This is a genomic window from Achromobacter insuavis (assembly GCF_902859645.1).
In the GTDB taxonomy this organism is placed as follows: Bacteria; Pseudomonadota; Gammaproteobacteria; order Burkholderiales; family Burkholderiaceae_B; genus Achromobacter; species Achromobacter insuavis.
This window is the reverse complement of sequence record NZ_CADIJR010000029.1, coordinates 1-25,131: the sequence shown is the minus strand read 5'-3', so window position 1 is coordinate 25,131 and position 25,131 is coordinate 1. Positions and strand designations below refer to the sequence as shown.

23 protein-coding genes are annotated in these 25,131 nt (G+C 65.8%); 12 read left to right on the top strand and 11 right to left on the bottom strand.

Annotated features, from left to right (window positions below; translation table 11 throughout):
• Window positions 1-135: 135 nt before the first annotated feature.
• From H0523_RS15980 to H0523_RS15965, 4 genes are all read right to left on the bottom strand, one after another.
• Window positions 136-1,176 carry a FecR domain-containing protein gene (locus H0523_RS15980; RefSeq protein WP_054433872.1) on the bottom strand — a complete coding sequence of 347 codons (1,041 nt, stop codon included), beginning with the start codon at window positions 1,174-1,176 and terminating at the stop codon, window positions 136-138.
• The gene (locus H0523_RS15975; protein ID WP_054433871.1) at window positions 1,166-1,756 is read right to left on the bottom strand and encodes a sigma factor-like helix-turn-helix DNA-binding protein; all 591 of its coding nucleotides are present in this window, start codon (window positions 1,754-1,756) and stop codon (window positions 1,166-1,168) included. Before H0523_RS15975 ends, H0523_RS15980 begins: the two co-directional genes overlap by 11 nt.
• Window positions 1,757-1,906: 150 nt before the next feature.
• Complete coding sequence (locus H0523_RS15970) at window positions 1,907-2,335, bottom strand: CopD family protein (RefSeq protein WP_054433868.1); 429 nt, start codon at window positions 2,333-2,335, stop codon at window positions 1,907-1,909.
• A 3-nt stretch (window positions 2,336-2,338) separates the two neighbouring features.
• Entirely contained in the window at window positions 2,339-2,650 is a 312-nt protein-coding gene (locus tag H0523_RS15965) for a DUF3817 domain-containing protein (protein WP_054433866.1), read from the bottom strand.
• 138 nt (window positions 2,651-2,788) lie between these two features.
• On the opposite strand from H0523_RS15965, the gene H0523_RS15960 reads away from it, so the two are divergent.
• Window positions 2,789-3,745: a GlxA family transcriptional regulator gene (locus H0523_RS15960; RefSeq protein WP_054433863.1), complete on the top strand. Its 957-nt coding sequence runs from the start codon at window positions 2,789-2,791 to the stop codon at window positions 3,743-3,745.
• A 94-nt stretch (window positions 3,746-3,839) separates the two neighbouring features.
• On the opposite strand, the gene H0523_RS15955 is transcribed toward H0523_RS15960, so the two are convergent.
• Both H0523_RS15955 and H0523_RS15950 read right to left on the bottom strand, forming a co-directional pair.
• Window positions 3,840-4,172: a hypothetical protein gene (locus H0523_RS15955; protein WP_054433861.1), complete on the bottom strand. Its 333-nt coding sequence runs from the start codon at window positions 4,170-4,172 to the stop codon at window positions 3,840-3,842.
• Between the two features lie 409 nt (window positions 4,173-4,581).
• The gene (locus H0523_RS15950; RefSeq protein ID WP_054433859.1) at window positions 4,582-6,447 is read right to left on the bottom strand and encodes a DUF262 domain-containing protein; all 1,866 of its coding nucleotides are present in this window, start codon (window positions 6,445-6,447) and stop codon (window positions 4,582-4,584) included.
• Between the two features lie 417 nt (window positions 6,448-6,864).
• Between H0523_RS15950 and H0523_RS15945 the strand changes: the two genes are divergently transcribed.
• Together H0523_RS15945 and H0523_RS15940 are read left to right on the top strand one after the other, a co-directional pair.
• A complete protein-coding gene (locus tag H0523_RS15945; protein WP_082404742.1) occupies window positions 6,865-8,109 on the top strand; it encodes a hypothetical protein in 1,245 nt (414 codons plus the stop codon).
• Between the two features lie 536 nt (window positions 8,110-8,645).
• On the top strand, window positions 8,646-9,191 hold the full coding sequence (locus H0523_RS15940; protein WP_156350528.1) for a hypothetical protein: 546 nt from the start codon (window positions 8,646-8,648) through the stop codon (window positions 9,189-9,191).
• A 136-nt stretch (window positions 9,192-9,327) separates the two neighbouring features.
• Here H0523_RS15940 and H0523_RS15935 read toward each other — a convergent pair whose 3' ends face one another.
• The gene (locus H0523_RS15935) at window positions 9,328-10,521 is read right to left on the bottom strand and encodes an acetylornithine transaminase (protein WP_054433855.1); all 1,194 of its coding nucleotides are present in this window, start codon (window positions 10,519-10,521) and stop codon (window positions 9,328-9,330) included.
• Window positions 10,522-10,734: 213 nt separating this feature from the next.
• Here H0523_RS15935 and H0523_RS15930 point away from each other — a divergent pair, with 213 nt between their 5' ends.
• The gene (locus H0523_RS15930; RefSeq protein ID WP_054433853.1) at window positions 10,735-11,700 is read left to right on the top strand and encodes a Bug family tripartite tricarboxylate transporter substrate binding protein; all 966 of its coding nucleotides are present in this window, start codon (window positions 10,735-10,737) and stop codon (window positions 11,698-11,700) included.
• 57 nt (window positions 11,701-11,757) lie between these two features.
• Here H0523_RS15930 and H0523_RS15925 read toward each other — a convergent pair whose 3' ends face one another.
• The gene (locus H0523_RS15925) at window positions 11,758-12,333 is read right to left on the bottom strand and encodes a TetR/AcrR family transcriptional regulator (protein ID WP_054433851.1); all 576 of its coding nucleotides are present in this window, start codon (window positions 12,331-12,333) and stop codon (window positions 11,758-11,760) included.
• Window positions 12,334-12,888: 555 nt separating this feature from the next.
• On the opposite strand from H0523_RS15925, the gene H0523_RS15920 reads away from it, so the two are divergent.
• The 4 genes from H0523_RS15920 to H0523_RS15905 are packed head-to-tail and all read left to right on the top strand — an operon-like array spanning window position 12,889 to window position 15,741.
• Window positions 12,889-13,671, top strand: a complete 783-nt coding sequence (locus H0523_RS15920) for a transporter substrate-binding domain-containing protein (RefSeq protein ID WP_054433849.1) — start codon at window positions 12,889-12,891, stop codon at window positions 13,669-13,671.
• Window positions 13,672-13,701: 30 nt separating this feature from the next.
• Entirely contained in the window at window positions 13,702-14,370 is a 669-nt protein-coding gene (locus H0523_RS15915; RefSeq protein WP_054433847.1) for an amino acid ABC transporter permease, read from the top strand.
• On the top strand, window positions 14,367-15,023 hold the full coding sequence (locus H0523_RS15910; RefSeq protein WP_054433845.1) for an amino acid ABC transporter permease: 657 nt from the start codon (window positions 14,367-14,369) through the stop codon (window positions 15,021-15,023). Before H0523_RS15915 ends, H0523_RS15910 begins: the two co-directional genes overlap by 4 nt.
• Window positions 15,004-15,741, top strand: a complete 738-nt coding sequence (locus tag H0523_RS15905) for an amino acid ABC transporter ATP-binding protein (protein WP_020925708.1) — start codon at window positions 15,004-15,006, stop codon at window positions 15,739-15,741. Before H0523_RS15910 ends, H0523_RS15905 begins: the two co-directional genes overlap by 20 nt.
• Before the next feature lie 43 nt (window positions 15,742-15,784).
• Here H0523_RS15905 and H0523_RS15900 read toward each other — a convergent pair whose 3' ends face one another.
• Window positions 15,785-17,167 carry a DUF6630 family protein gene (locus H0523_RS15900; RefSeq protein ID WP_054433843.1) on the bottom strand — a complete coding sequence of 461 codons (1,383 nt, stop codon included), beginning with the start codon at window positions 17,165-17,167 and terminating at the stop codon, window positions 15,785-15,787.
• Between the two features lie 8 nt (window positions 17,168-17,175).
• Window positions 17,176-18,315 (bottom strand): DSD1 family PLP-dependent enzyme, encoded by a 1,140-nt coding sequence (locus H0523_RS15895; protein ID WP_054433841.1) that lies wholly within the window; start codon window positions 18,313-18,315, stop codon window positions 17,176-17,178.
• A 228-nt stretch (window positions 18,316-18,543) separates the two neighbouring features.
• Between H0523_RS15895 and H0523_RS15890 the strand changes: the two genes are divergently transcribed.
• The 4 genes from H0523_RS15890 (at window position 18,544) to gluQRS (ending at window position 23,340) form a co-directional block, all read left to right on the top strand.
• Entirely contained in the window at window positions 18,544-19,503 is a 960-nt protein-coding gene (locus tag H0523_RS15890; RefSeq protein ID WP_054433839.1) for a TAXI family TRAP transporter solute-binding subunit, read from the top strand.
• Window positions 19,504-19,636: 133 nt separating this feature from the next.
• Window positions 19,637-21,661, top strand: coding sequence for a TRAP transporter permease (locus tag H0523_RS15885; protein WP_180180089.1), 2,025 nt, complete (start codon window positions 19,637-19,639; stop codon window positions 21,659-21,661).
• Window positions 21,662-21,900: 239 nt separating this feature from the next.
• Entirely contained in the window at window positions 21,901-22,359 is a 459-nt protein-coding gene (locus H0523_RS15880; RefSeq protein ID WP_006392201.1) for a Smg family protein, read from the top strand.
• Window positions 22,360-22,458: 99 nt separating this feature from the next.
• A complete protein-coding gene (gluQRS, locus tag H0523_RS15875) occupies window positions 22,459-23,340 on the top strand; it encodes a tRNA glutamyl-Q(34) synthetase GluQRS (RefSeq protein WP_054433949.1) in 882 nt (293 codons plus the stop codon).
• A gap of 90 nt (window positions 23,341-23,430) precedes the next feature.
• Here the strand turns inward: gluQRS and H0523_RS15870 are convergent.
• The coding region (locus tag H0523_RS15870; protein ID WP_180180088.1) for a GDYXXLXY domain-containing protein at window positions 23,431-25,131 on the bottom strand (1,701 nt) is incomplete at its 5' end.

Sequence of the window (25,131 nt, the reverse complement as noted above, 5' to 3'; positions counted from 1 at the left end):
TCGCCGCGGCCCGGAGGCGGTGGGTCTTCACGAGAGATACTCCATTGAGGGTCGGTCGATACGGGGCAGTGCGCACTGCTGCACCCGGTATGACGAGCGTCTTGCCCAATCCCCTCAAATTCTTTGTAACGGCGCTCAGCCGCGCGCCCGCACCCGCGTCACCCGGCCGCCCCACCACAGGCGCCCGGCCTGCGGCTCCACCGGCAGGATCTGGCGTAGCAGCGCCAGCACCTTGCGCGTGTCGTCCAGCTGGAACACGCCCGACACCTTCAAGCGCGCCACAGTAGGGTCGCACTCGATCGGCCCGTGATAGCGCGCCAGCTCGCGCAGGAAGGCGTCCAGCGGCATGTCGCGCACCGACAGCGCGCCCTCGACCCAGGCGCCGCCGTCCATCATGCGAGCGGCCTCGGGCGCGATCGGCTCGACGCCGCGCGGCGTCATGCGCGCGGACTGGCCCGGATGCAGCGTGGTCGAGGTATCGCCCTCGCGCGGCGCCAGCGCCACCGCGCCTTCATCCACCGCGACCTCGCTGTAGTCGTCCCACTGCCGCACCCGGTAGCGCGTGCCCAGCGCCTGCGCGCGGCCATCACGCGTCTCCACGAACAGCGGCCGCGCCTGCGGCTCGTGTCCCGAGATCAGATAGATTTCACCGGCCAGCAACCGGATGCGACGCACCGCGCCGCCATAGTCGATATCGACGGCGCTATCGCTGTTGAGCACCAGCGTGCCGCCATCCTGCAGGCGGACCTCGCGCCGCTCGCCGCGCGCGGTGGACACGTCGGCCAGCATCTGCTGCACCAGGGGCGCATCGCCCAGCCGCCACGCCATCCACCCGCCCGCCGCCAGCGCGCCAAACGACGCCAGCACCTTGCGGCGCGAACGCCGCGCCTGTGCCGCGCCCGTCTGCCGCAGGATGCGCGCGGCCGCTTGCGGCGGCATCCCCGCCGCCGGCCGTTGCAACCGGGCGCCCAGCGCCTGCAGGCGTTCCCACACCACCGCGTGCGCCGGCCGCGCATGCAGCCAGGCCTCGAACGCCTGCCACGCGCCAGCATCGGCCGTGTTGTATTGCAGCTTAATGCGCCACTGGATCGCCGCGTCCAGCACGGCCGGTTCCGCCGCGCCGTCCGTCGCCGGGCCGGAATCGGCCTGCGCCGCGGGCGTGCGATCAAGACTCATAGACCAGCCGATAGCAATGGCCCAGCGCCTGCGCCAGATAACGTTCCACCGTCGCCACCGACTTGCCCACCTGCCGCGCGATCTGCGGGCAGGTGTAGCCGTCCATCTGCGCCAGCAGGAACACATCGCGCACCTCGGGCTTGAGACGCCCCAGCATCTGCGCCACCTGCTCCAGCGATTCCAGGATCAGCAGCCGCGATTCTTCAGAGGGCCAGTGCTGTTGCGGATAGGTCTGCAACACCGCCAGATAGCTGCGCTCGATGTCGAGCCGGCGCCAGTGGTCGACCAGCAGCCGGTTGGCGATGGTGCGCAGATAGGCGCGCGGCTCGCGCAAGGCGGTGTCGGGAGGGTGGGAGGCGTTGGACGCGTGCGGGGTGTCGGACGGGCTTTGCGCGTCGGACGGGTGCGGCGTGCCGGACGGATTGGCCGACAGCAGGCGCACGAAGGTGTCCTGCGCCAGATCGGCTGCGCGGTGCGCATCGCCCAGTTTCAGGCGCAGCCAGCCATGCAGCCAGGCGTGATGGTCACGGTAGAGCGTCGCGATACCGGCGTCGGGGCTGGCGCTGGGCTTGGCTGGCATGAGGGCAGGGCATGTGAATGGGAATTGTTCACATTATAGGGGTGAAGCTTGGGCTCCTCCGGGACTGCGAGGCCAGGCCAACACCTTCGGCGCCTGAAGCGACAAGCCACCATATCGACGCCATCGAGGCCATCAAGCGACATGTCGCCCTCAGAACGGCTTCATCACCACCAGCAGAATGATCAGGACCGGCGCGGCCAGCACCACCGGCGTCAGCCGCGCACGGCCCGCCTCGGTGACGTCACCCGCCGCCTCCGCCAGCCGCCGCAGCCGTCCCGCCTGCATCCCGTGCACCGCCGCCAGCAACAGCACCAACGCCAGCTTCACCGACAGCCACCCGCTGCCAAACCAGCCCGCGCTCGTCGCCAGATACACGCCGCTGGCCAACGCGCCCACCATCGCCGGCGTGGTCAGCAGCCGTTCCCACTTGCGCAGCAGCCGCAGGCGCGCCAGCTCCTGCGGCAAGGCCGGCCCCGGCAGCTTGTCGGCCGCCGCCAGCACGAACGCCTGCACCACCATCCCCGCCACCCAGAACAGCACCAGCGCCAGGTGCAGCGACTTGATCAGCAGATACGCCATCGCTCACGCCTCCCGCGCGCGGCGCAGCGAACGCGCGATCACGAAGCCGCCAAACGGCACCAGCGTCGCCACCAACGTCCACACCAGCCGCTGACGCGGCCAGCCCTGCGCCGACGCCACATTGCACGCCAGCGCGATATAGACCATGAACGCCACCCCATGCACCGGCCCCACCCACGACACCCCTTGCGGCATCCCGGCCAGATGCTTCAACGGCACCGCGACGCCCAGCAGCGCCAGCAGCGTCACGCCTTCCAGCATGGCCGCCCACTTGAAGAGAGCAGGGGTCGAAGCATCGGAGTCTTTCAGGGGCATGGCAGCGTCTCGCAACAGGATGAGCGGCATTGTCCGGGCTGGCGCAATCGCCAGCCATTGGCCAAAATGCCAATCTTCGAAAGAAATCCGCCAACCGTGCGCCGCCGTCCGCCCGACCCGTCCCGAGGCCCCAGCCCCATGCCCCCGCCCACCCCGCACCGCGTCGCCGTGCTCGCCTTCGACGGCCTTGTCGCGGGCGACCTGTCCATCCCCTGCGAGATCTTCCAGCTCGCCGAAACCCTCGACGGCCGCCGCCCCTACGCGGTGCAGGTCCACGCCAGCAAACCCCGCGTCCGCACCCACGCCTACGACCTGCACATCCGCCACCACCTGGACGCCGCGCGCGGCGCCGACACCCTCGTCATCCCCGGCCTGGCCGACCCGGCCGACAGTGTCCCGGACGACATCCTCGACCTGGTCCGCCACGCCCACGCCCAGGGCGCCCGCATCGCCTCCATCTGCACCGGCGCCTTCGTCCTGGCCGCCAGCGGCATCCTCGACGGCCTCAAGGCCACCACCCACTGGAAAGCCGCCGGCCTGCTCGCGCGCCGCTACCCCGCCATCGACGTCAACCCCAACGTCCTGTTCGTCGACAACGGCCAGGTCCTGACCTCCGCCGGCGCCGCCGCCGGCATGGACCTGTGCCTGCACATGATCAAGCGCGACCACGGCGCCGCCGTCGCCGCCAACAGCGCCCGCCTCGCCGTCGTGCCGCTGGAGCGCGCCGGCGGCCAGGCGCAATTCATCGTCCGGCCCACGCCGGCCTCGCACACCGACCTGACGCCGCTGCTGCACTGGATCGAACACCGACTGGCCGAGAACCTGACCGTCGCCGCGCTGGCCGCCCAGGCCGCGGTCAGCGTGCGCACCCTGAACCGGCGGTTTCAGGAACTGCTGGGGGTGAGTCCGCTGCAATGGGTGATCCAGGCGAGGGTGAATCGTGCGCGCGGGATGCTGGAGACGACGGACCTGCCGGTGGAGCGGGTGGCGATGGAGGTGGGGTTCGGGTCAGCGGTGTCGCTGCGGGAGCATTTCACGGGGATCGTGGGGACGAGCCCGATGGGGTATCGAAGGGCGTTCCGGCGGGCGGCGTGAGGGTGACTTGATGCTTGGGGATGGGGCGGCCTGACGCTTGGTGGCCTGGAACGGGCCTGACGCGTTGCGCGGCAGGCCGTTGGTCTTTTTCAGGTTACTGGATCGAGCGCGGCGCGTTGTGCGTGGCGGCGTCGAACGCGGCGTCATCAGCGTAGGCGCGGGCCGATTCCCGCATGGCTTCGGTCAGGGTGCCGAGGTGATCGCACAGGCCCTCCACGCCACCCATCAACGCGGCCACCGTCCATGCGTCCAGCGGCTGGCTGCCGGTGGCGGCGGGTTCCGAGGCGCTGTTGCCGACCAGGCGCGCGATGGTCTGGATGGCGTAGCGGGCGCGTTCGATGTTGTAGAGGTGGGAAAGGGGGACCGGGCCGTGCTCGGGGTCGGTGTCGACCAGCCAGGGGTTTTGGGTGAGGGGGTGGGATTGCATGGCAGGCTCCAAAGACTGATGAAGCCCGCTCCCCACTTCCAAATGGGGTGGGCGGGCGCAAGGCAAGGTTGGAAGACCGGCGTCTTTGGAAACCGGCGTGCGCGAACGCACCCTCGCCAGGGCCCGCCCATAGGGACGTGCAGAGGCGTACGGACGTGAAAAAGCCGCCAAGCGGCGGCGGTCCGCCAAAGACATTGCCGGCTTCCAAACCGGGGCTACCGTTGGTGACGGTAGTGTAGAGAGTATAAGGCGATGGTCGGTGCCTTATCTGCAAAACGAGGCAATTTTGCCACTGGCACAGACACTAAGTGAGGTCTGCTTTCGACCCATCTGCGACGTTCGAATTCACGAATCCGAATCCTCAAAGCGGACAGCGTTGCCTCGAAGCTAGCGAATCTGCCAATGGCCTTCAGGGAGCTGCCCAGATCAGTTCAGCGAGAGCCGTGTAAGTGGCCCCACGGGCCGCGATGCTGCCCTTCTCAAAATCTGCAACTGACGCCAGTCCGACCCCAGGCCTCGCGGCAATGAACTTCGCTACGTCAGGATTGTTTCCGTAGAAAGCAGGGGTGAGAGTCTGTGCCAGGACGTTTTCAGTCGCATAGATCGCCAGCTTCTCCTTGTACGACTTGTCTTGAAGCGATCGATTCCTTGAGCGGGGCAAGAGGATCAGGGCTCCCAGCAGGTTTCGTTGCTCTGAATAATCCTTTGCGTCTACGAAGCCATGCGTTGCAGGGAGCACCGTTGCGTCGTAAGTGGACTTGAACAGGTGCTCTATGTCGAAGGTCTTCTGATTGCGATCACGCCTCCAGAACATCACGAAGCCTGTCTTCGACTTCATCCCCAGTTCGTCCTCAAGATACGCGGCAATCCGGGCAAGGAGGAAGAGCAGATCAGACTTGTCGGCACTCGTGTAGGAGAGCTTCGCAAATTGAGCAAGATGGGCGAAATACTTCGGCCACTCCGCCTTGACGTAGGTCAGGAGGTCCGCCTCTATCTTGCCGCGTACGGCCTTAGCGAGGTTGAACGAGATGTCCCGCAGGTTTTCATAGTTGTTCTCTTTGCCTTCGATGGTTCGGCTCGTGAGCAATACGTCTGCCAGCCGAGCGACCAGAAGAATTTTGGCCTTCCAGTCCGCCGTGACATCGCTTACTGACGTCACGGCCATCAGGGTCATGGACTGGAATGAAAACTTGCGAACTGCGTTGTAGTACAAGACTTCGTAGCCGGCTATCGGTGAGGCCTCCGCCTGCTTAATGAAGGTGTAAATCTCGACGTACTTCGGAATATCTACCTTCGCAAATCTTAAGTAGTCGTCGCTATTCGCGATGCCAAGCTTTCCTGCATTATCTTCGAACCATCGGTGGTATGCGTCGCCGATATTGTCAAAATCTCCGGGCGGATCGCCCTTTGATTTCCCTCTAATCGTGTCGGCCCACTTGGCTCTAAACAATGTCCGGAAGAACAATGAGTCTTCTTCAGCGCCGAGTGAGCGTAGCTGATTGATTGACTCAACCCAGCTCGCGTGAGAGGCCTGACTCTCTGCCGACGTGGGAATCTTGGACAGAATCTGTCCTTTTAGCAAATCGATCGGGCCAAGCCTCAGGCCTCGATCATTCATCGTCACGAATACTCGGTGCGCCTCAGCTTCAGATGCCACGGAGATGTCGATCAGAAGTACCCGTTCGACAACGTAGTCGATGAAGTAGGCGATATTATTCTTCACCGACGAATCAAGCAGGCCCTCAGTGTTTCTCAAGGCCTCGAGCAGGCGCTCATCACCCTCGTCGAGTCCTGTTACGTCTTCCGCGACTTCGATTGCTTGATCGAGCGTTCGCGTCTTGTCCAAGTACGCATCGAAGACGGCCTTACGGGAGGCGGAAAACTCGATCGAGTAGTCCATGACACCGAAGCTGACACTTCCCAAAAGCGTAGATAGATCGAGAGCGGCGGCAACCGCCTTGTCTCGACGCATTCGCTCTAGGACCGCGAGCAGCAGGAAAGTCGAGGTCAGGCGCTGCTGCCCGTCAATGAGAGGTTTCTTTCCGCCAGCTTCGACAGAAGTGATTATCGAACCGAGGAAGTATGGTGCGTACGAAGCGACCTCCGTTCGACCATGCTTGGGATCAAATGAAAGGAGAAAAGCCTCCTGCACGTCGTTGATCAGTTCTGCGAAGTGCTGAGGTTCCCACTTGTACTCCCGTTGGAAATACGGCAGCGAGTAGCGGCTTTGGAAGCAGGTCTTGATACTTTGGGTTGACGGGTTGACGTAGGCCACCGTTGTTTCTCCTCCTTGTTAAGACCTGAGTGTACGATCAGTTAGCGGTCGACCGCGACCGGCGGCTTCTGGCCGCAACCGGACATCAACCAAAGGCCGCCTCCGGCCAGTAGTAGCCAGTCGCGGTAGATGAAAGCGGTCGCTCAATCTTGAGCGCCCAGTGGCAACACAGTATCATTCGAATTTCTTGAGCGTATTCCGGCGACGATCAGAAATTTGGAGACCGAATTCCGAAGCAGACGTTGTCATTCGGATTTTTTGAAACCCTGCGATTTGATTGGGACGGACCGACGATTACCGTCTTTCCGGGCTGAAGCACCCCAGGCAAGCGCCAGGATCTCGGCGGGCCCTTATTGTTGGAAGCATATCGAGCAGCCCGGTAGAATGGCGAGAAACCCATAAGCGGAGTCGTTTCGAATGATTAACCACATCGACAAGAGCAAGGGCTACCTCTTTTCGACGCACGATCTGAACGCCGTCATCCAGCACCAGCTCTCGGCCATGCGCGACGAGATTGAGAAGCTGGATCCCAACCGCTTACTCAATACGGCGCCGGCCGACCTTACTAACTACTTTGCTCAGAAGTACTGCCTCGAGCCAATTCAGCTTCATCGGGACCAATGGCACGCAGCAGAGCAGGAGACTCAGATCGATGTGCGGCACGATCCTCGTCGTTGGATCGACGATCGTAGCCGCCCGGTCTACAGGCCTGGGCAGCGCATCGAAGTTGCCGTTCCTTTCGAGGGCGATAGCGAGCTTTTTTACTGCCGTTCGAACAAATTCACCCTCAATCCCCCCCGAGCAGTCGTGCGGGGCCAAGAACTCGTACTTGCCTTTGAGTTCGCAGATGACAGTGCGCCTGATATCCGTCAGGACATTGATCAACAACTCAATTCGATCAGTGAGCACCTAAATTGGGGGCGGGTGCTGGTCGACGGTTTCAACAGTGAACTTACTCGTCAAGCGGAACAGTCCATCGAAAATCGTCGCAATCGCCTCCTCGTGAACCAGAACCGCCTGGCATCTTTAGGGATACCAGTCAAAGTCAGAGCGGACGCTCCGAAAACCTACGCCGTCCCGTCGGTTCGGCGAAAAGCCGCGCCGACTCTACCGCCGGCCACTTCGACTCCATTCGAGCCCGAGCCGACCTGGGCGATGGAGCATTATGAACATGCCCTTACCGTCGTGCAAAACATGGCCGCACTGATGGAACGCTCCCCAAGCGCCTTCGCCAAGCAGAACGAGGAGCACCTGCGTGATCAGTTCTTGTTTCAATTGAATGGTCAGTTTGAGGGACGCGCAACGGGGGAAACGTTCAACCTCAATGGAAAGACCGACATCCTTCTCCGCGAGAACGGCCGCAACGTGTTTATCGCCGAATGCAAATTCTGGAAGGGACCGAAGAAGTTTGGCGAGACCATCGATCAGTTGCTCGGCTATACGGCCTGGCGCGACACCAAAACTGCGATCCTCGTTTTCAATCGAGGGACAGACACGTCCACGGTGCTAAACGGCATTGAAGAGATCGCCGAGAAGCACCCGAACTACAAGCGGACCCTTCCTTGGAAGCATGAGAGTGGGTTCCGCTACATCTTCCATCAGCCCGGCGATTTGAACCGGGAGTTCTTGCTGACCGTGGTCGTATTTCACGTACCGGCGTAGTTACGGGCGGGCGTCTAATAGCGCGGCGCGACCAACATCACGGCCGCCGCTTACGATGGCCCGATCGCTCAAGTCATTTGATCCGTGCTCCTAAGCGTCCGCTTCCGGGAAGCTCGAGCGACCACTAAGGGTCGAAGCAGTCGCATTGCAGCAGCCATTTGGCTCCCTGCCTTCCGACGGGGCGGGATGAGGGTACGGGGAACAGGGCCTTGGATGTCGAAACGAGGAATTGATTGCGTGGCTACCCAACCCATCGCGGGATATCGATGACATCCTCCCTTATATCTGTGGACGTGCGCCCGTGGTGCTGAGCTGGTCGGAATGGAAGCTGCGGAAATCTCGGAAGAGGCGGATGGTCTATGGTGGATCGTCCCAAGGACCAAGCCGAAGAACGCTAGGCATGCGGAAGTCAAACGATCTGATTTCAGTGCGGATTTACTAAATGCCTACTTGAAAGTGCGAGGAATAGTGTTTTAAATTTTTAATGGGATTAATATTCCAAGATAGAAAAAAATGACGAAAAGGTAGGATGGTTGGTGTTTGACTTCCAGATTGTGAGCGACTGGCTGCTGAAGTCAGTGTGGGGTGTTCTGACTATTGGAGCTCTTGGCAGCATTGTGGGTGCCGGCGTGCTCTATGTGGTTAAGAGGCTCGCTAAACGTTTCGTGGCTTCCCGAGAGGAATGGACCATGACGCTCTTATGGTTTGCGGGCAGGGAATACCTGGTGGGACGGGAGGTTCGAGACGCAATCGGTCCAAAAGCGGAAGATGGGAAGTTTCTCGCCTATCTGTTGGTGCAAATTTTTGCAGGTGTGGCTGACGTAGTATTTTTCGCGCTCTGGGTAGGACTTGCTGCATTTGTCGCGATAGCATACGGCCTCGACAGACCCATTTTGCTGGCGAGCTTGATCGCATTGGCTTTGCTATTCGCGCGAATGATAATTAAATTCGCGATGAGGATGTACGGTCTTTTGGACGCGATCAATCTTTTTGTGATCGAGAAGTTATCCGAGGTGCCGCCGCGAAGTTTTTCAAAGTGGCGCGAGTTGCAGGAGAACAAAAGTAAAGTGGAATCTGACTAGTTGTGCTTTGGCAGGCCAGACGGTCGGCTCATGGCCGAAAACGGCCTTGAATCGATTTCAATGCCAAGTAAATAGTCATATGAAAAAAACAAGGGCCGCAGAAGCAGCCCTTGTTTCACCTACGAAAAAACAATACTCAAGCCTTACGCACCTGCCCAATCAACCCATCCAACTGCGTCAACATCGTATCGATTTCCTCAGCCGTCACATTCAACGCCGGCATAAACCGCAGCAAATTCCCCCGCGGCGCATTCAGCAGCAGACCATTCGGCGCCAGGTTGCGCGCGGCTTCGACGATGGCGGGGCCATCATCCCGATCCATGATCAGCGCACGCAGCAGACCCATCCCACGCTCACCCTTCATGCCGTACTTGGCCGACAGAGCCAACAACCCTTCGGACAGTTGCTTCGCACGCGCATTGACCGACTCCATAAAGCCAGGCGCAGCCAGCGCATCAAACACCGCCACACCCACAGCCGCCATCAACGGATTCCCGTTATACGTACCACCCTGGTCCCCATGCGAGAACACGCAGACTTCCTGACGGGCCAACAAAGCAGCCAACGGCACCCCACCACCAATCCCCTTGGCCAGCGTCATGATGTCCGGCACCACGTCGGATTGCTGATAGGCGAACAGGGTACCGGTACGGCCCATCCCCGTCTGCACTTCATCCACAATGAACAGCAGCTTGTGCTCATCCGCCAGCTTGCGCAGGCCCTGCATGAATTCCTTCGTCGCCGGGATGACGCCGGCTTCGCCCTGCACCGGTTCCAGCATGATCGCAACCGTCTGGTCGTCGATCAGCTTGCGCACCGATTCCAGATCATTGATCTCGGCCTTCGGGAAACCTTCCACCTGCGGCGCGAACATCTTGTCCCAGCCCGGCTTGCCGGACGCGGACATCGTGGCCAGGGTGCGGCCGTGGAAGCCGTGGTTCATGGTGATGATCTTGTAGGCGCCTTTCTTGTTGACCTGGCCCCATTTGCGCGCCAGCTTGATGGCGCCTTCGTTGGCTTCGCCGCCGCTGTTGGCGAAGAAGACGCGGTCGAAGACCGAGGCGCCGGTCAGGCGGGTGGCCAGTTCGATGGAGGGCAGGTTGTAGAACGCCGGCGACGGGTTCATCAGCAGCTTGGACTGGTCCAGCAGGGCTTTCTGCATTTCCGGGGCGCTGTGGCCCAGGGTGTTGACGGCCCAGCCCTGGACGAAGTCCAGGTATCGCTTGCCCGCGTGATCCTCCAGCCAGGACCCCTGGCCGCGCACGAACACGAGGTCCGGACGGGAGGTGATCTCCATGAGGGCGTTGACGTTGTACTGGCTGAATTCCATGGCGGTTCCTGCTGAAAGGAGAGAACAGGGGTTGAAAAAGAAAGGGAAACGCTAAATGCCGAATTTAGCACCGGCGGGGGAATGCTATCGTGACGCACCCCCAGCCGATCCGCCCCACGGCCGCCCCAAAAGGGCCGCTTGCGCGGGGCTCTCTATTTTATGCAACAGGGCCGGCGCCGGACGCCGCTCTTTGTCGCTTTTTACTGACCGATCATGACACGAATTCTTTCCAGTCTTGCCGCCGGCCTGGTGCTGGCGGCGGCCGCGACGGCCGCGCATGCCGAGTATCCCGACCGTCCCATCCGCCTGATCGTGCCGTTCCCGCCGGGGCAGGCCACCGATATCTTCGCCCGCGCGCTGGCCGAAAAGCTGGGCACGGCGGTCAAGCAGCCGATCGTGGTGGAGAACCGCGCCGGCGCCGGCAGCAATATCGGCATGGAGCAGGCCGCGCGCGCGACGCCGGACGGTTACACGCTGGTGATCGCGGGTTCTGCCGCGGCGGTGAACCAGACGCTGTACAAGACCATCAACTACAGCCTGACCAAGGATTTCGCGCCGGTATCGGGGGTGTTCTCGGTGCCGCTGATGTTCCTGGCGACGCCGGCTTCGGGCATTACGTCGCTGCAGCAGCTGGTCAAGCAGGCGCGCGCCAATCCGGGCGAGCTGGCGTATGCCAGCGCCGGCATCGGCGGCACGCAGCATCTGTCGGCCGAGATGTTCAAGGCGGCGGCCAATATCGACATCCGCCATATTCCGTACAAGGGCAGCGGCCCGGCACAGGCGGATTTCCTGGGGCACCAGGTGCCGCTGATGGTGGATTCGGTGACGGCGGGGCTGCCGCACGTGCAGAGCAAGAAGGCGGTGGCGCTGGCGGTGACGACGGCCAAGCGCCTGCCGCAACTGCCGGACGTGCCGACGGTGGCCGAGAGCGGCTATCCGGGTTTCGAGGCGATCGGCTGGGCCTCGGTGCTGGCGCCGCGTGATACGCCGCCGGCTGTCACCAACTACCTGAGCCAGCAGATCGCCCACGTGCTGGGCACGCCGGAGATGCAGAAGTTCTTCCGAGACCGCGGCGCGGAGCCGATGCCGTTGACGCCCGAGGCCACCGGCACGTTCATCGCCGGCGAGGTGGAGAAGTGGGGCAAGGCGGTCAAGCAGTCCGGCGCGCAGGTGGACTGAGCCCTCTATAAGTAAGTAGACGGCAAGGCGGCGGGCGAGAGGCCCGCCGCGCTTCTTTCAGCGCCCCTTGCGGGCGCTTTTGCTTGCATGGCCCAGCGCGTCCATGGCGGACGCGACGATGTGGCCGCGCCATTCGCGCTTCATGTCCATGCGCGCGGCGGTCAGCGCCGCGATGCCGAGGCCGCAGAAGGCGGTGGTGACGCGCACCACGCGCTCCAGTTCCAGGTCAGCCATGTCGATGCCGAGCGCGGCGTACAGGGTGAGGCCGGTCTTGATCAGTTCCGGGTCGACGTCGGCGCCCTGGTCCGCCAGGCGGTTGGCCAGCGCGGACAGGCCGGGCCAGTCGTAGGTGAAGTCGACGGAGGCTTCGACCACGGCGCGATCGCGCTCGATGCCGACGGGGATGTCGGCGACGCTATCCAGCAGGGACTGCATGTGGTCGGAGCCGGTCTTGAGGGCAGCCTCGTAGATCGCCTGCTTGCTGGGATAGTGGTGCAGCAAGCCCGCCTTCGAGTAATTGACGGCGTCGGCGATCTGCTGCAACGAGGTGTGCGCAAAACCGTGCTTGGCGAACAGGGCCGCGGCGCGGTCGAGGATCTCGGCGTCTATTTCGGATTTGGTGGGTTTGGGCATGGTGGATTCTTCCGGTTCGGCGCATTTTGCCTGATGCCGCTTCAGAGCGCCGCGCGCGGCAGGGCCGACATGATGCCGACGAAGGGCACGATGCGCGGCGGCGGCTCGGTCAGGCACAGCCAGGCGGCGATGCCGGCGAGCAGGGCGAGGGCGGCGGCCATTCTCAGGGTTCCGAGGCGACGGTCCGAGAAGGGACGGTGCGGCCGGGACGATGTCGGGCGGAAGCGGGGCAACACGGGTTCCTGGAAGTCCGGGCGGCGGGCAGGGCCGTCCGGGTGATGGATGCGGCCATATTAAACCAATTCGGTATTTTTCCAACCATTATGGTTGGTTTATTGAATCCGCTTCGGGTGCCGTCCGCCACTCCCATTCCAGTGCCACGCGTGCGCCGTAGCGGCGCATGCCGCACCATGCCGGTGCATTCGGCGCCGCCCTGGCGGCATCCGTCCAAGGGACGGCCGAATGGCACAGAACTTGCTTTTCCAGTTTTGTATACCGAATTGGTGTGCAGCGCTCGACCCCGCTCCCGGGGCGGCGCGCCCTGGAGAGTTCCTCATGAACCGTAGAACCCTGTTGCTGTCCCTCTGCACCGCCGCCGCCCTGCTGGCCGCGCCGCTCACGCATGCCGACACCCTGGACGACATCGTCAAGCGCGGCACCCTCAAGGTCGCGGTGCCGCAGGACTTCCCGCCGTTCGGCTCGGTCGGCGCCGACATGAAGCCGCTGGGCTACGACATCGACACCGCCGCGCTGATCGCCAAGCAGCTGGGCGTGAAGCTGGAGCTGGTGCCGGTGACCAGCGCCAACCGCGTGCCGTACCTGCAGACCCGCAAGGTGGATCTGGTGATCTCCAGCCTGGGCAAGAATCCGGAGCGCGAGAAGGCGATCGATTTCTCCGACGCGTATGCGCCGTTCTTCAACGGCGTGTTCGGCCCGGCCGACCTGAAGGTGGCGTCGGCCGCCGACCTGGCGGGCAAGACCATCGGCGTGACGCGCGGCGCGGTCGAGGACATCGAACTGAGCAAGATCGCCCCGCCCACGGCCACGCTCAAGCGCTATGAGGACAACAACGGCACCATCACCGCCTTCCTGTCGGGCCAGGTGCCGCTGATCGCGACTGGCAACGTGGTGGCCGCGGCGATCCTGGCGCGCAACCCGCCGAAGAAGCCGGAGACCAAGTTCCTGATCAAGGATTCGCCCTGCTACATCGGCCTGAACAAGGACGAGCCGAAGCTGCGCGCCAAGGTCAACGAGATCCTGGCCAACGCCAAACGCGACGGCTCGCTGGCGGCGATCTCGCAGAAGTGGCTGGGCGCCGGCCTGCCCAAGGACCTGTAGGGCGGGCGCGCACGCGCCGGAGCGCTTTTCATGGCTTATCAATTCGACTTCGCTTCCGTGTTCGATTACACGCCGGTGCTCATCAAGGGCATCGGCGTGACGGTCGAACTGATCGCGTTTGGCGCGGTGGCGGGCGTGGCGCTGGGCATCGGCTGCGCCTGGGCGCGCACGCAGGGCCCGCGCTGGCTGCGCGCGCCGGTCACCGCCTATGTGGAGGCGGTGCGCAACACGCCGTTCCTGATCCAGTTGTTCTTCGTGTTCTTCGGGCTGCCGTCGCTGGGCGTGCAGTTCAGCGAGATGCAGGCGGCCTGCCTGGCGATGGCGCTGAACCTGGGCGCCTACAGCGCCGAGATCATCCGCGCCGGCATCGACGCCACGCCCAAGGGCCAGTACGAGGCCGGCGCCAGCCTGGCGATGACGCGCTGGCAGGTGTTCCGCCATGTCGTGCTCAAACCCGCGCTGGCGCGCATCTGGCCGGCCTTGTCGTCGCAGATCGTGATCGTGATGCTGGGGTCGGCGGTGTGCTCGCAGATCGCGGCCGAGGACCTGACGTTCGCGGCCAACTTCATCCAGTCGCGCAATTTCCGCGCGTTCGAGGTGTATTTCGTGACCACCGGCATCTATCTGGTGCTGGCGGTGGGGTTGCGCCAGTTGCTGCGCATGACGGGCAGGCGGTTGTTCCGCAAGGCGGCGCGATGATCGAGTTCACCACCTGGGACATTGTCCGCAACCTGCTGCTGGCGGCGCGCTGGACCGTCGTGCTGTCGCTGGTGGCGTTTGCCGGCGGCGCGCTCATGGGCATGCTGGCGCTGATGATGCGGACCTCGCGCGTGGCGCTGATGCGGCGGGTCAGCTGGGCGTATATCGAACTGTTCCAGGGCACGCCGCTGCTGATGCAGCTGTTCCTGGCGTTCTTCGGGCTGTCGCTGATCGGCGTGGAAGTGCCGCCGTGGCTGGCCGCGGGCGCGGCGCTGACGCTGTGGTCGGGCGCGTTCCTGGCCGAGATCTGGCGCGGCTGCGTGGAAGCGATTCCGAAGGGCCAGTGGGAAGCCTCGGCCAGCCTGGCGCTGGGCTATGTGCAGCAGATGCGCTACGTGGTGCTGCCGCAGGCGCTGCGCATCGCGGTGGCGCCGACCGTCGGCTTCGCGGTGCAGATCGTCAAGAGCACGGCGCTGACCTCCATCATCGGCTTTACCGAGCTGTCCAAGGCCAGCACGGTGATCACCAACGCCACCTTCAGCCCCTTCACCGTCTATGCCTGCGCCGCGCTGATCTATTTCGCGCTGTGCTGGCCCCTGTCGCGCCTCAGCCTCCGGCTGGAAAGGATGTTGCATGCCCCTCATCGCCCTTGAAGACGTCCGCAAGAAGTTCGGCGACAACGAAGTCCTGAAAGGGGTGACGTTGCGCGTCGAGCCCGGCGAGGTGATCGCCATCATCGGCAAAAGCGGTTCCGGCAAGAGCACGCTGCTGCGCTGCGTGAACGGGCTGGAGCAGATCGACAGCGGCGCCATCATGGTGGCGGACGCGCAGCTGGGCGACGACGAGCTGCGGCTGCGCGCGCTGCGGCTGAAGGTGGGCATGATCTTCCAGCAGTTCAACCTGTTCCCGCACCTGACGGTGGGGCGCAACGTGATGCTGTCGCCGATGGTGGCCAAGCGCATGCCGCAGGACCAGGCCGCCGACCTGGCGCGGGCGATGCTGACGCGGGTGGGGCTGGAGCACAAGTTCGACGCCTGGCCCGAGGAATTGTCGGGCGGCCAGCAGCAGCGCGTGGCGATCGCGCGCGCGTTGGCGATGCAGCCGCTGGCGCTGTTGTGCGACGAGATCACGTCGGCGCTGGACCCGGAGCTGGTCAACGAGGTGCTGGCGGTGGTGCGCGAGCTGGCCGCCGACGGCATGACGCTGCTGATGGTGACGCACGAGATGCGCTTTGCGCGCGAGGTATGCGACCGCGTGGTCTTCATGCACCAGGGCCGCGTGCACGAGATCGGGCCGCCGGAGGAACTGTTCACGGCGCCGGCGACGCCGGAGCTGCGGCAGTTCCTGGGGATGACGGATCTGGCCGGATAGGGCGCGTGGATCCTGGCGGCGGCCATGGCCCGGCCGCCGAGGGTCAAGCGGCTGACAGCCGGCCCAACAATGCGTCGAAACGACCCAGGCGCACATGACGCAGCTGTCCGCCCACCACCACCTCGCCATCCGGCAAAATCCACGCGCGCTGGATGCCGCTGTCCAGGTCGAGCGCGCCATGGCGGATGCGCAGGACCTGCCCGGAATCGGGATGCCACAGCTGGCCCAGGTCCAGGCTGCGATGCGGCGCGTGCCAGTGGCCCAGCAGCAGCCAGCCTTGCGGCAGAGACTGCAGGATCATGCCGCCGGCGGGCATCTGTTGGGGCGCATGGCGGCTGACGGCAAGGGCGTCCAGGTCCGCGTGGCAAAGCGCATCGTCTTCGAGCCAGGCGATGGCGCCGTTGCCGCAGGCGACGGGATGCGAGAGATCCCCCGATGCCGAGTCGGCAGGGCCCAATGCCAGGGGATGCAACTGGCCATCGCGCCACCGCAGCAGCTGGCCACGGCACAGCACGCAGGCGCGGCCATCGGGCGTCTGGATCACCGCAGAGCGGTCGCTGACGGGGCGGCGTTGCGGCGGCGCGGTGTACAGCAGCGCCGGCTCGATGGCGGCCGCTTCGTCCAGCGTGGCAAAGCCCCGGTACACGAACGCCATGCCGCGATCCACCAGCAGCAGGTCGTCGCCCGCGAAGCCCAGGCTGAATTCGGGCGTGCGGCGCTGCGCCTGCGCCGCGCGCGGTGGCAGCGCGAGGCCGGGGCGGTCGAGCGGCGCGGCCTCGACCCGGGGCGCGCGCAGCAGGTGTGCATAGGGCGTGCTGGCGATGCCGTCGGGGCCCTGTTCAATCCAGGCATGGACGCCGTTGGCGGCGACGGCCGACGCCAGCAGGCCGCGATGCGGCTGGAACTTGCCGCCGACCTCGCGCAAGGCCGGCCAATCATGCAGGTCCACCAGTTCCGGCGCCGCCGTGTCACGATTGGCCACGCCAGCCCAGCCCGGCGCCAGCGGCACGCACTGCGCCATGTCCAGGTAGTCGCCGGGTTGGGCCAGCGGACCGGAAGCGGGGCGGGGCAGCGTGGCCGGGGCATCCTGCGCCGCGCCATCCTGCCGATGCCGCACAGCCTGCCTGCCTTGCGCGGCCAGCCGCGCCAGCGCGTCGCCGGCATCGGCCCGCGGCACAATCAGCAGGTGGATGGCGTCGTCGTCTTCGTCCTGCCCGATCAGCGCCAGTCCCAGCGCCTCCAGTTCCTGGCCCAACAGCGGCAGAAAGTCGTCGGCGCGGTCATCGCGCAACGCGGCGCGCAGCGCATCCAACCGAGCGGAGGCCAGGACCGGGTAGCGCGCCGCATACGCCTGCCGCAACCCGTCCAGCAGTTCCGGCAGCGGCGTCTTCCAGTCGAAGGACAACGGTTCCATCGCGCTCGGCATGACCGGTTTCAGCGCGAGAAGCCGCGCGCCGAGATCTCCCAGATGTCCCGCACGATGCCGTCGCGGTAGACCACCAGCCCGTCATGCAGGTTGAAGGTCGGGTCGACGTGCGAGGGCACCAGCAGTAGCGTGTCGCCCAGCGCGGGCACCGGCGCGCCAGCCGCCACGCGCACCACGCCGTGCTCGTCGTTGATGGCGGCGTATTGCAGGCCCTGGGCGCCGTGGATCGCGGGCGGGCCGCATTCAGCGGTGGTGGACTTCAGGCCGGCGTCGAGGATGACGCGATCGGGCGCCGGCGTGCTCATCACGGTGGACAGCACGAACAGGCTGTTCTGGAACGCCAGCGGGCCGTCCCATTCGTTGGCGCCGTAGTCGCCGTCCATGAAGGCGTAGGAACCGGCCTGCAGTTCGGTGTAGACGCCGCTGGCGGCATCGAACTCGACGCTGCCGGTGCCGCCGCCGGTGATGATGTCGCAGGCGATGCCGCTTTCACGCAGCAGCAATTGATACGACGCGGCGATGCGCGCGGCCTGGCGGCAGACGGCGGCGCGTTCCTCGCGGGTGCGGAAATGCTGCACCGAGCCGTGATAGGCCTGCAGGCCGACGAAGTTCACGCCCGGCAGCGCGCGCGCCTGCTGCGCCAGCGCCAGCACGGTGGCGTCGTCGGACACGCCGCAGCGGCCCTGGCCCACGTCCACTTCCACCAGCACGTCGATCTCGGCGCCGGCCGCGGCCATGGCCTGCGAGATCTGCACCAGGTTGGCGGCGTTGTCGACGCAGACGCTGAGCTTGGCGGCGCGCGCCAGCTGGCCCAAGAGGCGCAGCTTGGCCGGGCCGACCACTTCGTTGCTGATGTGGATGTCGGTGATGCCGGCGGCCACGAAGGGCACGGCCTCGCTGACCTTCTGGCAACAGATGCCGCGCGCGCCCAGCGCCAGCTGGCGGCGAGCGATCTCGGGACATTTGTGGGCCTTGGCGTGGGGCCGCAGCGCGACCTCGTGGCGGTCGGCCCAGGCCTGCATGGTGCGCAGGTTGGCCTCGAACGCGGCCAGGTCCAGCACCAGGCTGGGCGTGTCGACGCTGGCCAGGGGATCGCCGGCCTGCGCGGGCGGGGGCAGCGCAATGCCGCGTATGACTTCCTGGGACATCTGGAGACTCCGTTGTCTGCACTGCGAGGAAAGCGGCGACCCCCTGGTAAACCATAGCCCTGCAAGCATTGGCGCGGGGGTGCGGCCATGCCAGAATTTCACCACAAATAAAGCCCCGCGCCATGCGCCCGCACAACGGGCCGATCCGATACCGAGCGGGAGCCGAGGCCGCGAAACGGCCCAGCAGCGTCAAAGCATGCCCCTTATCTATTCCCTGGAGAAGCCCGCATGAAAACGAGAAGCTGGATCACCACCCTGGCAATGGCGTTGTCCCTGGCGGCCGCGGCCGGTACGGCGCAGGCGCAGCAGTTCTTCCGCATCGGCACCGGCGGCACCGCCGGCACCTACTACCCCGTCGGCGGCATCATCGGCAACGCCGTGTCGCAGCCCGGCAAGCTGATCGCCACCGCGGTCGCCTCCAATGGCTCGGTCGCCAACATCAACGGCATCATGGGCGGTTCGTTCGAGGCCGGTTTCACGCAATCGGACGTGGCGTTCTGGGCCTACAGCGGCACTGGCACGTTCGAAGGCAAGCCCAAGGCGCAGGACCTGCGGCTGATTGCCACGCTGTATCCGGAAAGCATCCACCTGGTGACGCGCAAGGGCGCCGGCATCAAGGGCGTGGCCGACCTGAAGGGCAAGCGCGTGTCGATGGACGAGCCGGGCTCGGGCACGCTGGTCGACGTGCGCCTGATCCTGGGCGCCTACGGCATGACCGACAAGGACATCAAGGCCGAATACCTCAAGCCCAATCAGGCCGGCGACAAGCTCAAGGACGGCGGGCTGGACGCGTTCTTCTTCGTGGGCGGCGCCCCCGCCGGCGCCATCGCCGAGCTGGCCTCCACCGGCAATATCGAGCTGGTGCCGCTGGTCGGCCCGGAGATCGACGCGCTGCGCGCCAAGCAGGAGTTCTTCACGCCCGACGTGATCGCCGCCAACACCTACCAGAACCTGCCCGAGGTCAAGACCATCTCGGTCAACGCGCAGATGGTGACATCCGCCAAGATCCCCGAGCAGACGGTGTATGAGGTGACCAAGGCGCTGTACAGCGACGCCACCCGCAAGACGCTGGACGCGGGCCATGCCAAGGGCAAGCTCATCACCAAGGAAAACGCGGTCAAGGGCGCGGGCATTCCGTTCCATCCGGGCGCCGAGAAGTTCTACAAGGAAGTCGGCCTGCTGAAGTAGGCCCGCCGCCGCGGACCCGTTGACGTCGGCCTGCCGCGCCGGCGTCGGTCCGCACGCATCCGCGCGCGCCGTCGCGTGGCAGGGGCAGGGCCGTCCGGCCCTGCCCGCCGTGTTCTTGCCGAGATTCCTGGCCATGGAAATTGACCACCAGAAGACCCAGCAGCTGGCGGAAAAGTACGATTCCGAAATCCGCTTCCGCCCGCTGCACAAGACCGCCACGTGGCTCGTGTCCGGCCTGCTCGTCGCGCTGTCGCTGTTCCACTACTACACCGCCGGCTTCGGCCTGTTGCGCGAGGCCACGCATCGCGGCGTGCACCTGGCGTTCGTGCTGAGCCTGATCTTCCTGGTGTTCGGCTTTTCCAAGTCGCACTATCAGCGCGAGCCGAAGTCCACCTGGTATGCGCCGGGCGGCGTGCCGCTGTACGACTGGATCATCGCCATCGCGCTGGCGCTGTCGGTGCTGTACATCCCCTACATCTTCGAGGACCTGGCGTTCCGCGTCGGCAATCCGATGCCGATGGACGTCTTCATGGGCTCGATCCTGCTGATCGGGCTGCTGGAGGCGACGCGCCGCGCCATGGGCTGGCCGCTGCCCATCATCGCGCTGGTGTTCATGGCCTATGCGATGTTCGGGCCGTATTTCCCCGGGCTGCTCAAGCACGCGGGCAACACCTTGCCGCAGATCGTCAACCACATGTACCTGACCAGCCAGGGCGTCTACGGCGTGGCGGTGGGGGTGGTGGCGACCTACGTGTTCCACTTCGTGCTGTTCGGCGTGCTGGCCACGCGCATCGGCCTGGGCCAGCTGTTCCTGGACGTGGCCTCGACGGTCGCCGGGCGCTACGCCGGCGGGCCGGCCAAGGTGTCGGTGTTCGGCTCGGCCATGTTCGGCATGCTGTCGGGGTCGTCGGTGGCCAACGCCGTCACGGTCGGCTCGCTGACCATTCCGGCGATGATCCGCATCGGCTATCCGCGCCATTTCGCGGCGGGGGTGGAGGCGGCCAGCAGCACCGGCGGCCAGATCACGCCGCCGATCATGGGCGCGGCGGCGTTCCTGATGATCGAGTTCCTGGGCATTCCGTACCAGCAAATCGCGATCGCCGGCATCTTCCCGGCCTTCCTGTATTTCTTCGGCATGTTCATGCAGGTGCACTTCGAGGCCAAGCGCGAGGGCCTGCGCGGGCTGACCGAGGCCGAGATGCCGAAGCTGAAGCAGTCGTTCAAGATGCGCTGGCCGACGCTGATCCCGCTGTTCCTGCTGATCGGCGTGCTGGCCAGCGGCCGCACCCCGTACCTGGCGGCGTTCGCCGGCATCACCGGCTGCATCATCGTCGGCCTGCTCAATCCGTTCCAGCGGCTGCGCTGGCGCGATCTGTACGAGGCCTTCGAGACCGGCGCCAAGTACGCGCTGGCGGTGGGCGCGGCGGCGGGCACGGTGGGCATCGTGATCGGCGTGGTGACGCTGACGGGCGTGGGCTTCAAGATCTCGTACATCGTGATCGCGGCCTCGCAGGCGCTGGCCGCCGGCGCGGCCGCGGTGATTCCGGACAGCATCGCCAACATGCAGTCGCTGACGCTGATCGCCGCGCTCATCATGACGGGCATCGTGTGCATCCTGATGGGCTGCGGCGTGCCGACCACCGCCAACTACCTGATCATGGTGGCGGTGGCCGCGCCAACGCTGGTGCAGCTGGGGGTGCAGCCGATCGCGGTGCACTTCTTCGTGTTCTATTTCGGCATCCTGGCCGACATCACGCCGCCGGTGGCGCTGGCGGCCTACGCGGCGGCGGGCATGGCGGGCAGCGATCCGTTCAAGACCGGCAACACCGCGTTCCGGCTGGGCATCACCAAGCTGATCGTGCCGTTCGTGTTCGTGTTCTCGCCGTCGCTGCTGATCTCGGTGCAGGGCTTCACCTGGTACGACTTCTTCGTGACCCTGTTCGGCTGCATGGTGGGGCTGGTGCTGCTGTCGGCGGCGTTCTCGCGCTACATGCTGGTGGGGATGAAGAGCTGGGAACGCTGGCTGTGTACGCTGGGCGCGCTGCTGACCATCCTGCCGGGCCTGGCCAGCGGGCTGATCGGGCTGGCCATCTGCATCCCGGTGTTCATCCGCCAGCTGGCGCAGCTGAAGCTGGAAACGGCGCCGAAAACCGCCTGATTCGTAGGGGTATTAAAGAGGGGCGGACCCTGGAAGTCCGCCCCTGGCAGATCGCGCAACCCCTTATTCTGTCAGCCTTTCCGCGCGGTTTTCATGACTGTCGCAAGGCCACTACGCCCCGCCGCCCCCGGCCTTTTCGGCGGTTGCCCGGGCAAATAAATCAGCGTAAAGTAAAATTCATGTTTGCTGGTCTGCCGATATGCGGGCCGACTGTGCAAACAGGCACAAGACTGCGCCATATGTTCGATATCCTGGTTTACCTGTACGAGAATTACTACACGCCGCAAGCCTGTCCCGCCGCCGATGTCCTGGCGAAACGGCTGGCCGCCGCCGGGTTCGAGCACGAAGACATCGACGATGCGTTAGGCTGGCTCTACGGGCTGGCCGAAACCACCGAACGCTGTGTCGACCTCGCCCAGGCGCCCACCAGCGGCACCCGGATCTACACCGATAACGAATACCAGCAACTGGGTTCCGAATCCATCGGCTTCATCGCCTTCCTGGAATCGGCCGGCGTGCTGCCCGCGCCCTTGCGCGAGATCGTCATCGACCGGGGCCTGGCTTCGCCGGAATCGCCCGTGCCGCTCTCCAAGATCAAGATCATCGCCCTCATGGTTCTCTGGAGCCAGGAAGCCGAGATCGACAATCTGGTCCTGGAAGAGCTGCTGGACGAAGACGGCGTGCGCTTGCTGCACTGACGGCGCCGGCTCCGGCCGACGTCCGTTTCCCCACGACCCGCGCGCGTCAGGCGCGCGGCGCCGCTTCGCCGTAACCCCATTGTTTTGCCGCGCCATCCCGTGACCTACACCGGCCGCTTCGCCCCCAGCCCCAGCGGCCCGCTGCACGCGGGTTCGCTCGTGGCCGCGCTGGCCAGCTGGCTGGATGCGCGCGCCAACGACGGCCGCTGGCTGCTGCGCATCGAGGACGTGGACACGCCGCGCACCGTGCCCGGCGCAGCCGAACACATCATGGGCCAGCTCGAATCGCTGGGCCTGCACTGGGACGGCGAGATCCTGTGGCAATCGCGCCGCGGCGACGTCTACCAGGCGGCCTTCGACGCCCTGGCCGCGCGCGGCCTGGTCTATGGCTGCGGCTGCACCCGCCGCGAGATCGCCGACTCGGCGCTGCGCGGCCAGACGGCGCCGGGCGCCGATGGCGAACGCCCGTACCCCGGCACCTGCCGCCACGGCCTGCCGCCCGGCCGCGAGGCGCGCGCCTGGCGCGTGATCATGCCGGCAGGCGTGGAACGCTTCGAGGACCGCTGGCTGGGACCGCAGGAACAGGACGTGGCGCAGGCAGTGGGCGACATCGCGGTCAAGCGCGCCGACGGCCTGTGGGCCTATCAATTGGCGGTGGTGGTGGACGATGGCGCGCAGGGCGTGACCGACGTGGTGCGCGGCGCCGACCTGCTCAGCTCGACCGCGCGCCAGCGCGTACTGGGCCGGCTGCTGGACCTGCCGCCGGTGCGCTACCTGCACGTGCCGCTGATCCTGGACCCCGCCAACGGCCTGAAACTGTCCAAGCAGAACGGCGCCCCGGCCATCGACACGGCGGCGCCCCTGGCGTCGCTGCAGGGCGCCTGGCGCGCCCTGGGCTTCGCGCCGCTGCCCGCCGCCGACCCCGGCGCATTCCTGCGCGAGGCGACGGCGCGCTGGGCGGCGCGCTTTCCGCTGGCCTGAAGCGGCCCCAAGGCTGGCGCGATCACCCGGCGCCGCCCGTCCCGATCCGAGCTTGTCGGGACGGCCGCCGCCGGCGGCCCGCCCGCGCCATCACAGCGGCTGCAGATCCTCGCCCAGCATCCGCACCAGCAGGGCCTCGCCGTTCTCGGCCACGCGCAACTCGCCAAACTTGGCGACTTCATAGCGGCTGGCCTGGCCTTCGGGGAAGAAATAGGCGTTGGTGACGATGCGCACACCGTTGTCGCGGACGCGGTAGCGCAGCGGCACCTCGTTGTCGGCGTGCGGACGGGCATCGGACTGGATGCGCACCGGCTGCGACACGCCGCGCGCGTCGGCCGTCAGCAGCACGTAGCCGTCGGGCTCGTAGCCCATGATCGAGTCGTCGGCGTCCTGGCGTTCGCCGCCCAGCCGCATGCGGGTGACCTCGCGCCCGGCGGCGAAGTTGAGCGCCATGTAATCGCCCTGCATCAGCGAGCGCGGGTCGACCGGCGCCAGTTCCAGGATCACCACCTTGCCGTTGGCCAGCAGCTTCTCGCGCTGCCAGATGCCACCGTTGGCCACGCCCAGGACCAGCACCAGGCCCCCCAGGATCGCCAGGGTGCGCCAGCGCAGGGCCGGCGAGATCGGCGGCAGGGGCGCGCGGCGCGACGGCGCCTGGGTGCGCATCAGGCGCGGCACCAGCCACACCAGCCCGCGCAGCACGAACAGCAGCACGGCGCCGCCGCCCAGCCACAGGGCCTTTTCCAGCAATGGCACGTCCAGCTGGTAGTAATAGACGCCCAGGTAGATCAGCAGGCTGAAGACGCCGAACAGCGCCACCCGCGGCTGGTTCAGGCCGAAGCCCAGCAGCAGCCAGGCCAGCGCGAAGCCGACACCGGGGCTGGGCAGCCAGAACAGCGCCAGCAGCAGCAGGGCGATGGGCACGCCCCACAGCACGCCGGCGGTCAGCACGCGGCGCCGCGGCCACAGCACCGCCAGCGCCGAGGCGGCCGGCAGCACCGCCCCCGCGCCCACCAGCAGCGCGGTCTGCGGGTTCAGCTGCCACATGGCCGGCAGCTGCATGATCGACAGGCCGCTGGCCAGCCAGACCATGCCCTGCACCGACAGCAGGAAGGCCCAGGCCAGCGGCTGCAGCGCGTGGCCGCGCTTGCCGCCCAGGCGCTGGCCCAGGGTCAGGATCACCGCCGTGGCCCAGGCGCCGGTCACCGCGATCGGCAGCCAGACGAAGGCGGCGCGGGCCATGTCGAAGTACAGCAGGGCGTCGAGTATGTCGTCGCGCAGCAGCTCGGGCGCCAGGACGCGCCAGATCAGGCCGGCGCCGGCCATCGCGATCAGCCCCCCGCTCAGGAAGCGCAGGATCACGTCGGGCCCCAGCGCGTAGACCGCCGTGGCCATCAGCAACACGAACAGGCAGGCGCTGGCGAACGAGGTCGACTCGGACATGCCGTAGATGATGAGGATCTGGCCGGCAAACGCCATGGCGGTGCCGCACTGGCGCCAGAACGGGCCGGTGTCGCTGCGCAGCACGGCCACGCCGGCGGCGCACAGCACCAGGCCGGCCACCAGCGCGCCTTCCTCTGAATTGATCATGCCGGAGAAGGCCACGAACGCCAGCAACAGCAGCGTCGACAGCCAGGCGCTGAGCGCCAGGATGCATTGCACGTACCAGGGCGGCTCGGTGTGCGGCACGGCGGGCGGCGCCAGTTGCGCCACCGGTTCGCCGGCCTCGCCGGGATCGACCGCATTGCCGGCCGAGGCGGCGGCGGGCTCGGCATCGGCCGGCGCCGCGGC

Bases quoted from the DNA above. Each gene is read 5' to 3' on its own strand.
- H0523_RS15980 (WP_054433872.1), bottom strand. From the start codon at position 1,176: ATGAGTCTTGATCGCACGCCCGCGGCGCAGGCCGATTCCGGCCCGGCG.
- H0523_RS15975 (WP_054433871.1), bottom strand. From the start codon at position 1,756: ATGCCAGCCAAGCCCAGCGCCAGCCCCGACGCCGGTATCGCGACGCTC.
- H0523_RS15970 (WP_054433868.1), bottom strand. From the start codon at position 2,335: ATGGCGTATCTGCTGATCAAGTCGCTGCACCTGGCGCTGGTGCTGTTC.
- H0523_RS15965 (WP_054433866.1), bottom strand. From the start codon at position 2,650: ATGCCCCTGAAAGACTCCGATGCTTCGACCCCTGCTCTCTTCAAGTGG.
- H0523_RS15960 (WP_054433863.1), top strand. From the start codon at position 2,789: ATGCCCCCGCCCACCCCGCACCGCGTCGCCGTGCTCGCCTTCGACGGC.
- H0523_RS15955 (WP_054433861.1), bottom strand. From the start codon at position 4,172: ATGCAATCCCACCCCCTCACCCAAAACCCCTGGCTGGTCGACACCGAC.
- H0523_RS15945 (WP_082404742.1), top strand. From the start codon at position 6,865: ATGATTAACCACATCGACAAGAGCAAGGGCTACCTCTTTTCGACGCAC.
- H0523_RS15935 (WP_054433855.1), bottom strand. From the start codon at position 10,521: ATGGAATTCAGCCAGTACAACGTCAACGCCCTCATGGAGATCACCTCC.
- H0523_RS15930 (WP_054433853.1), top strand. From the start codon at position 10,735: ATGACACGAATTCTTTCCAGTCTTGCCGCCGGCCTGGTGCTGGCGGCG.
- H0523_RS15925 (WP_054433851.1), bottom strand. From the start codon at position 12,333: ATGCCCAAACCCACCAAATCCGAAATAGACGCCGAGATCCTCGACCGC.
- H0523_RS15920 (WP_054433849.1), top strand. From the start codon at position 12,889: ATGAACCGTAGAACCCTGTTGCTGTCCCTCTGCACCGCCGCCGCCCTG.
- H0523_RS15915 (WP_054433847.1), top strand. From the start codon at position 13,702: ATGGCTTATCAATTCGACTTCGCTTCCGTGTTCGATTACACGCCGGTG.
- H0523_RS15910 (WP_054433845.1), top strand. From the start codon at position 14,367: ATGATCGAGTTCACCACCTGGGACATTGTCCGCAACCTGCTGCTGGCG.
- H0523_RS15905 (WP_020925708.1), top strand. From the start codon at position 15,004: ATGCCCCTCATCGCCCTTGAAGACGTCCGCAAGAAGTTCGGCGACAAC.
- H0523_RS15900 (WP_054433843.1), bottom strand. From the start codon at position 17,167: ATGCCGAGCGCGATGGAACCGTTGTCCTTCGACTGGAAGACGCCGCTG.
- H0523_RS15895 (WP_054433841.1), bottom strand. From the start codon at position 18,315: ATGTCCCAGGAAGTCATACGCGGCATTGCGCTGCCCCCGCCCGCGCAG.
- H0523_RS15890 (WP_054433839.1), top strand. From the start codon at position 18,544: ATGAAAACGAGAAGCTGGATCACCACCCTGGCAATGGCGTTGTCCCTG.
- H0523_RS15885 (WP_180180089.1), top strand. From the start codon at position 19,637: ATGGAAATTGACCACCAGAAGACCCAGCAGCTGGCGGAAAAGTACGAT.
- H0523_RS15880 (WP_006392201.1), top strand. From the start codon at position 21,901: ATGTTCGATATCCTGGTTTACCTGTACGAGAATTACTACACGCCGCAA.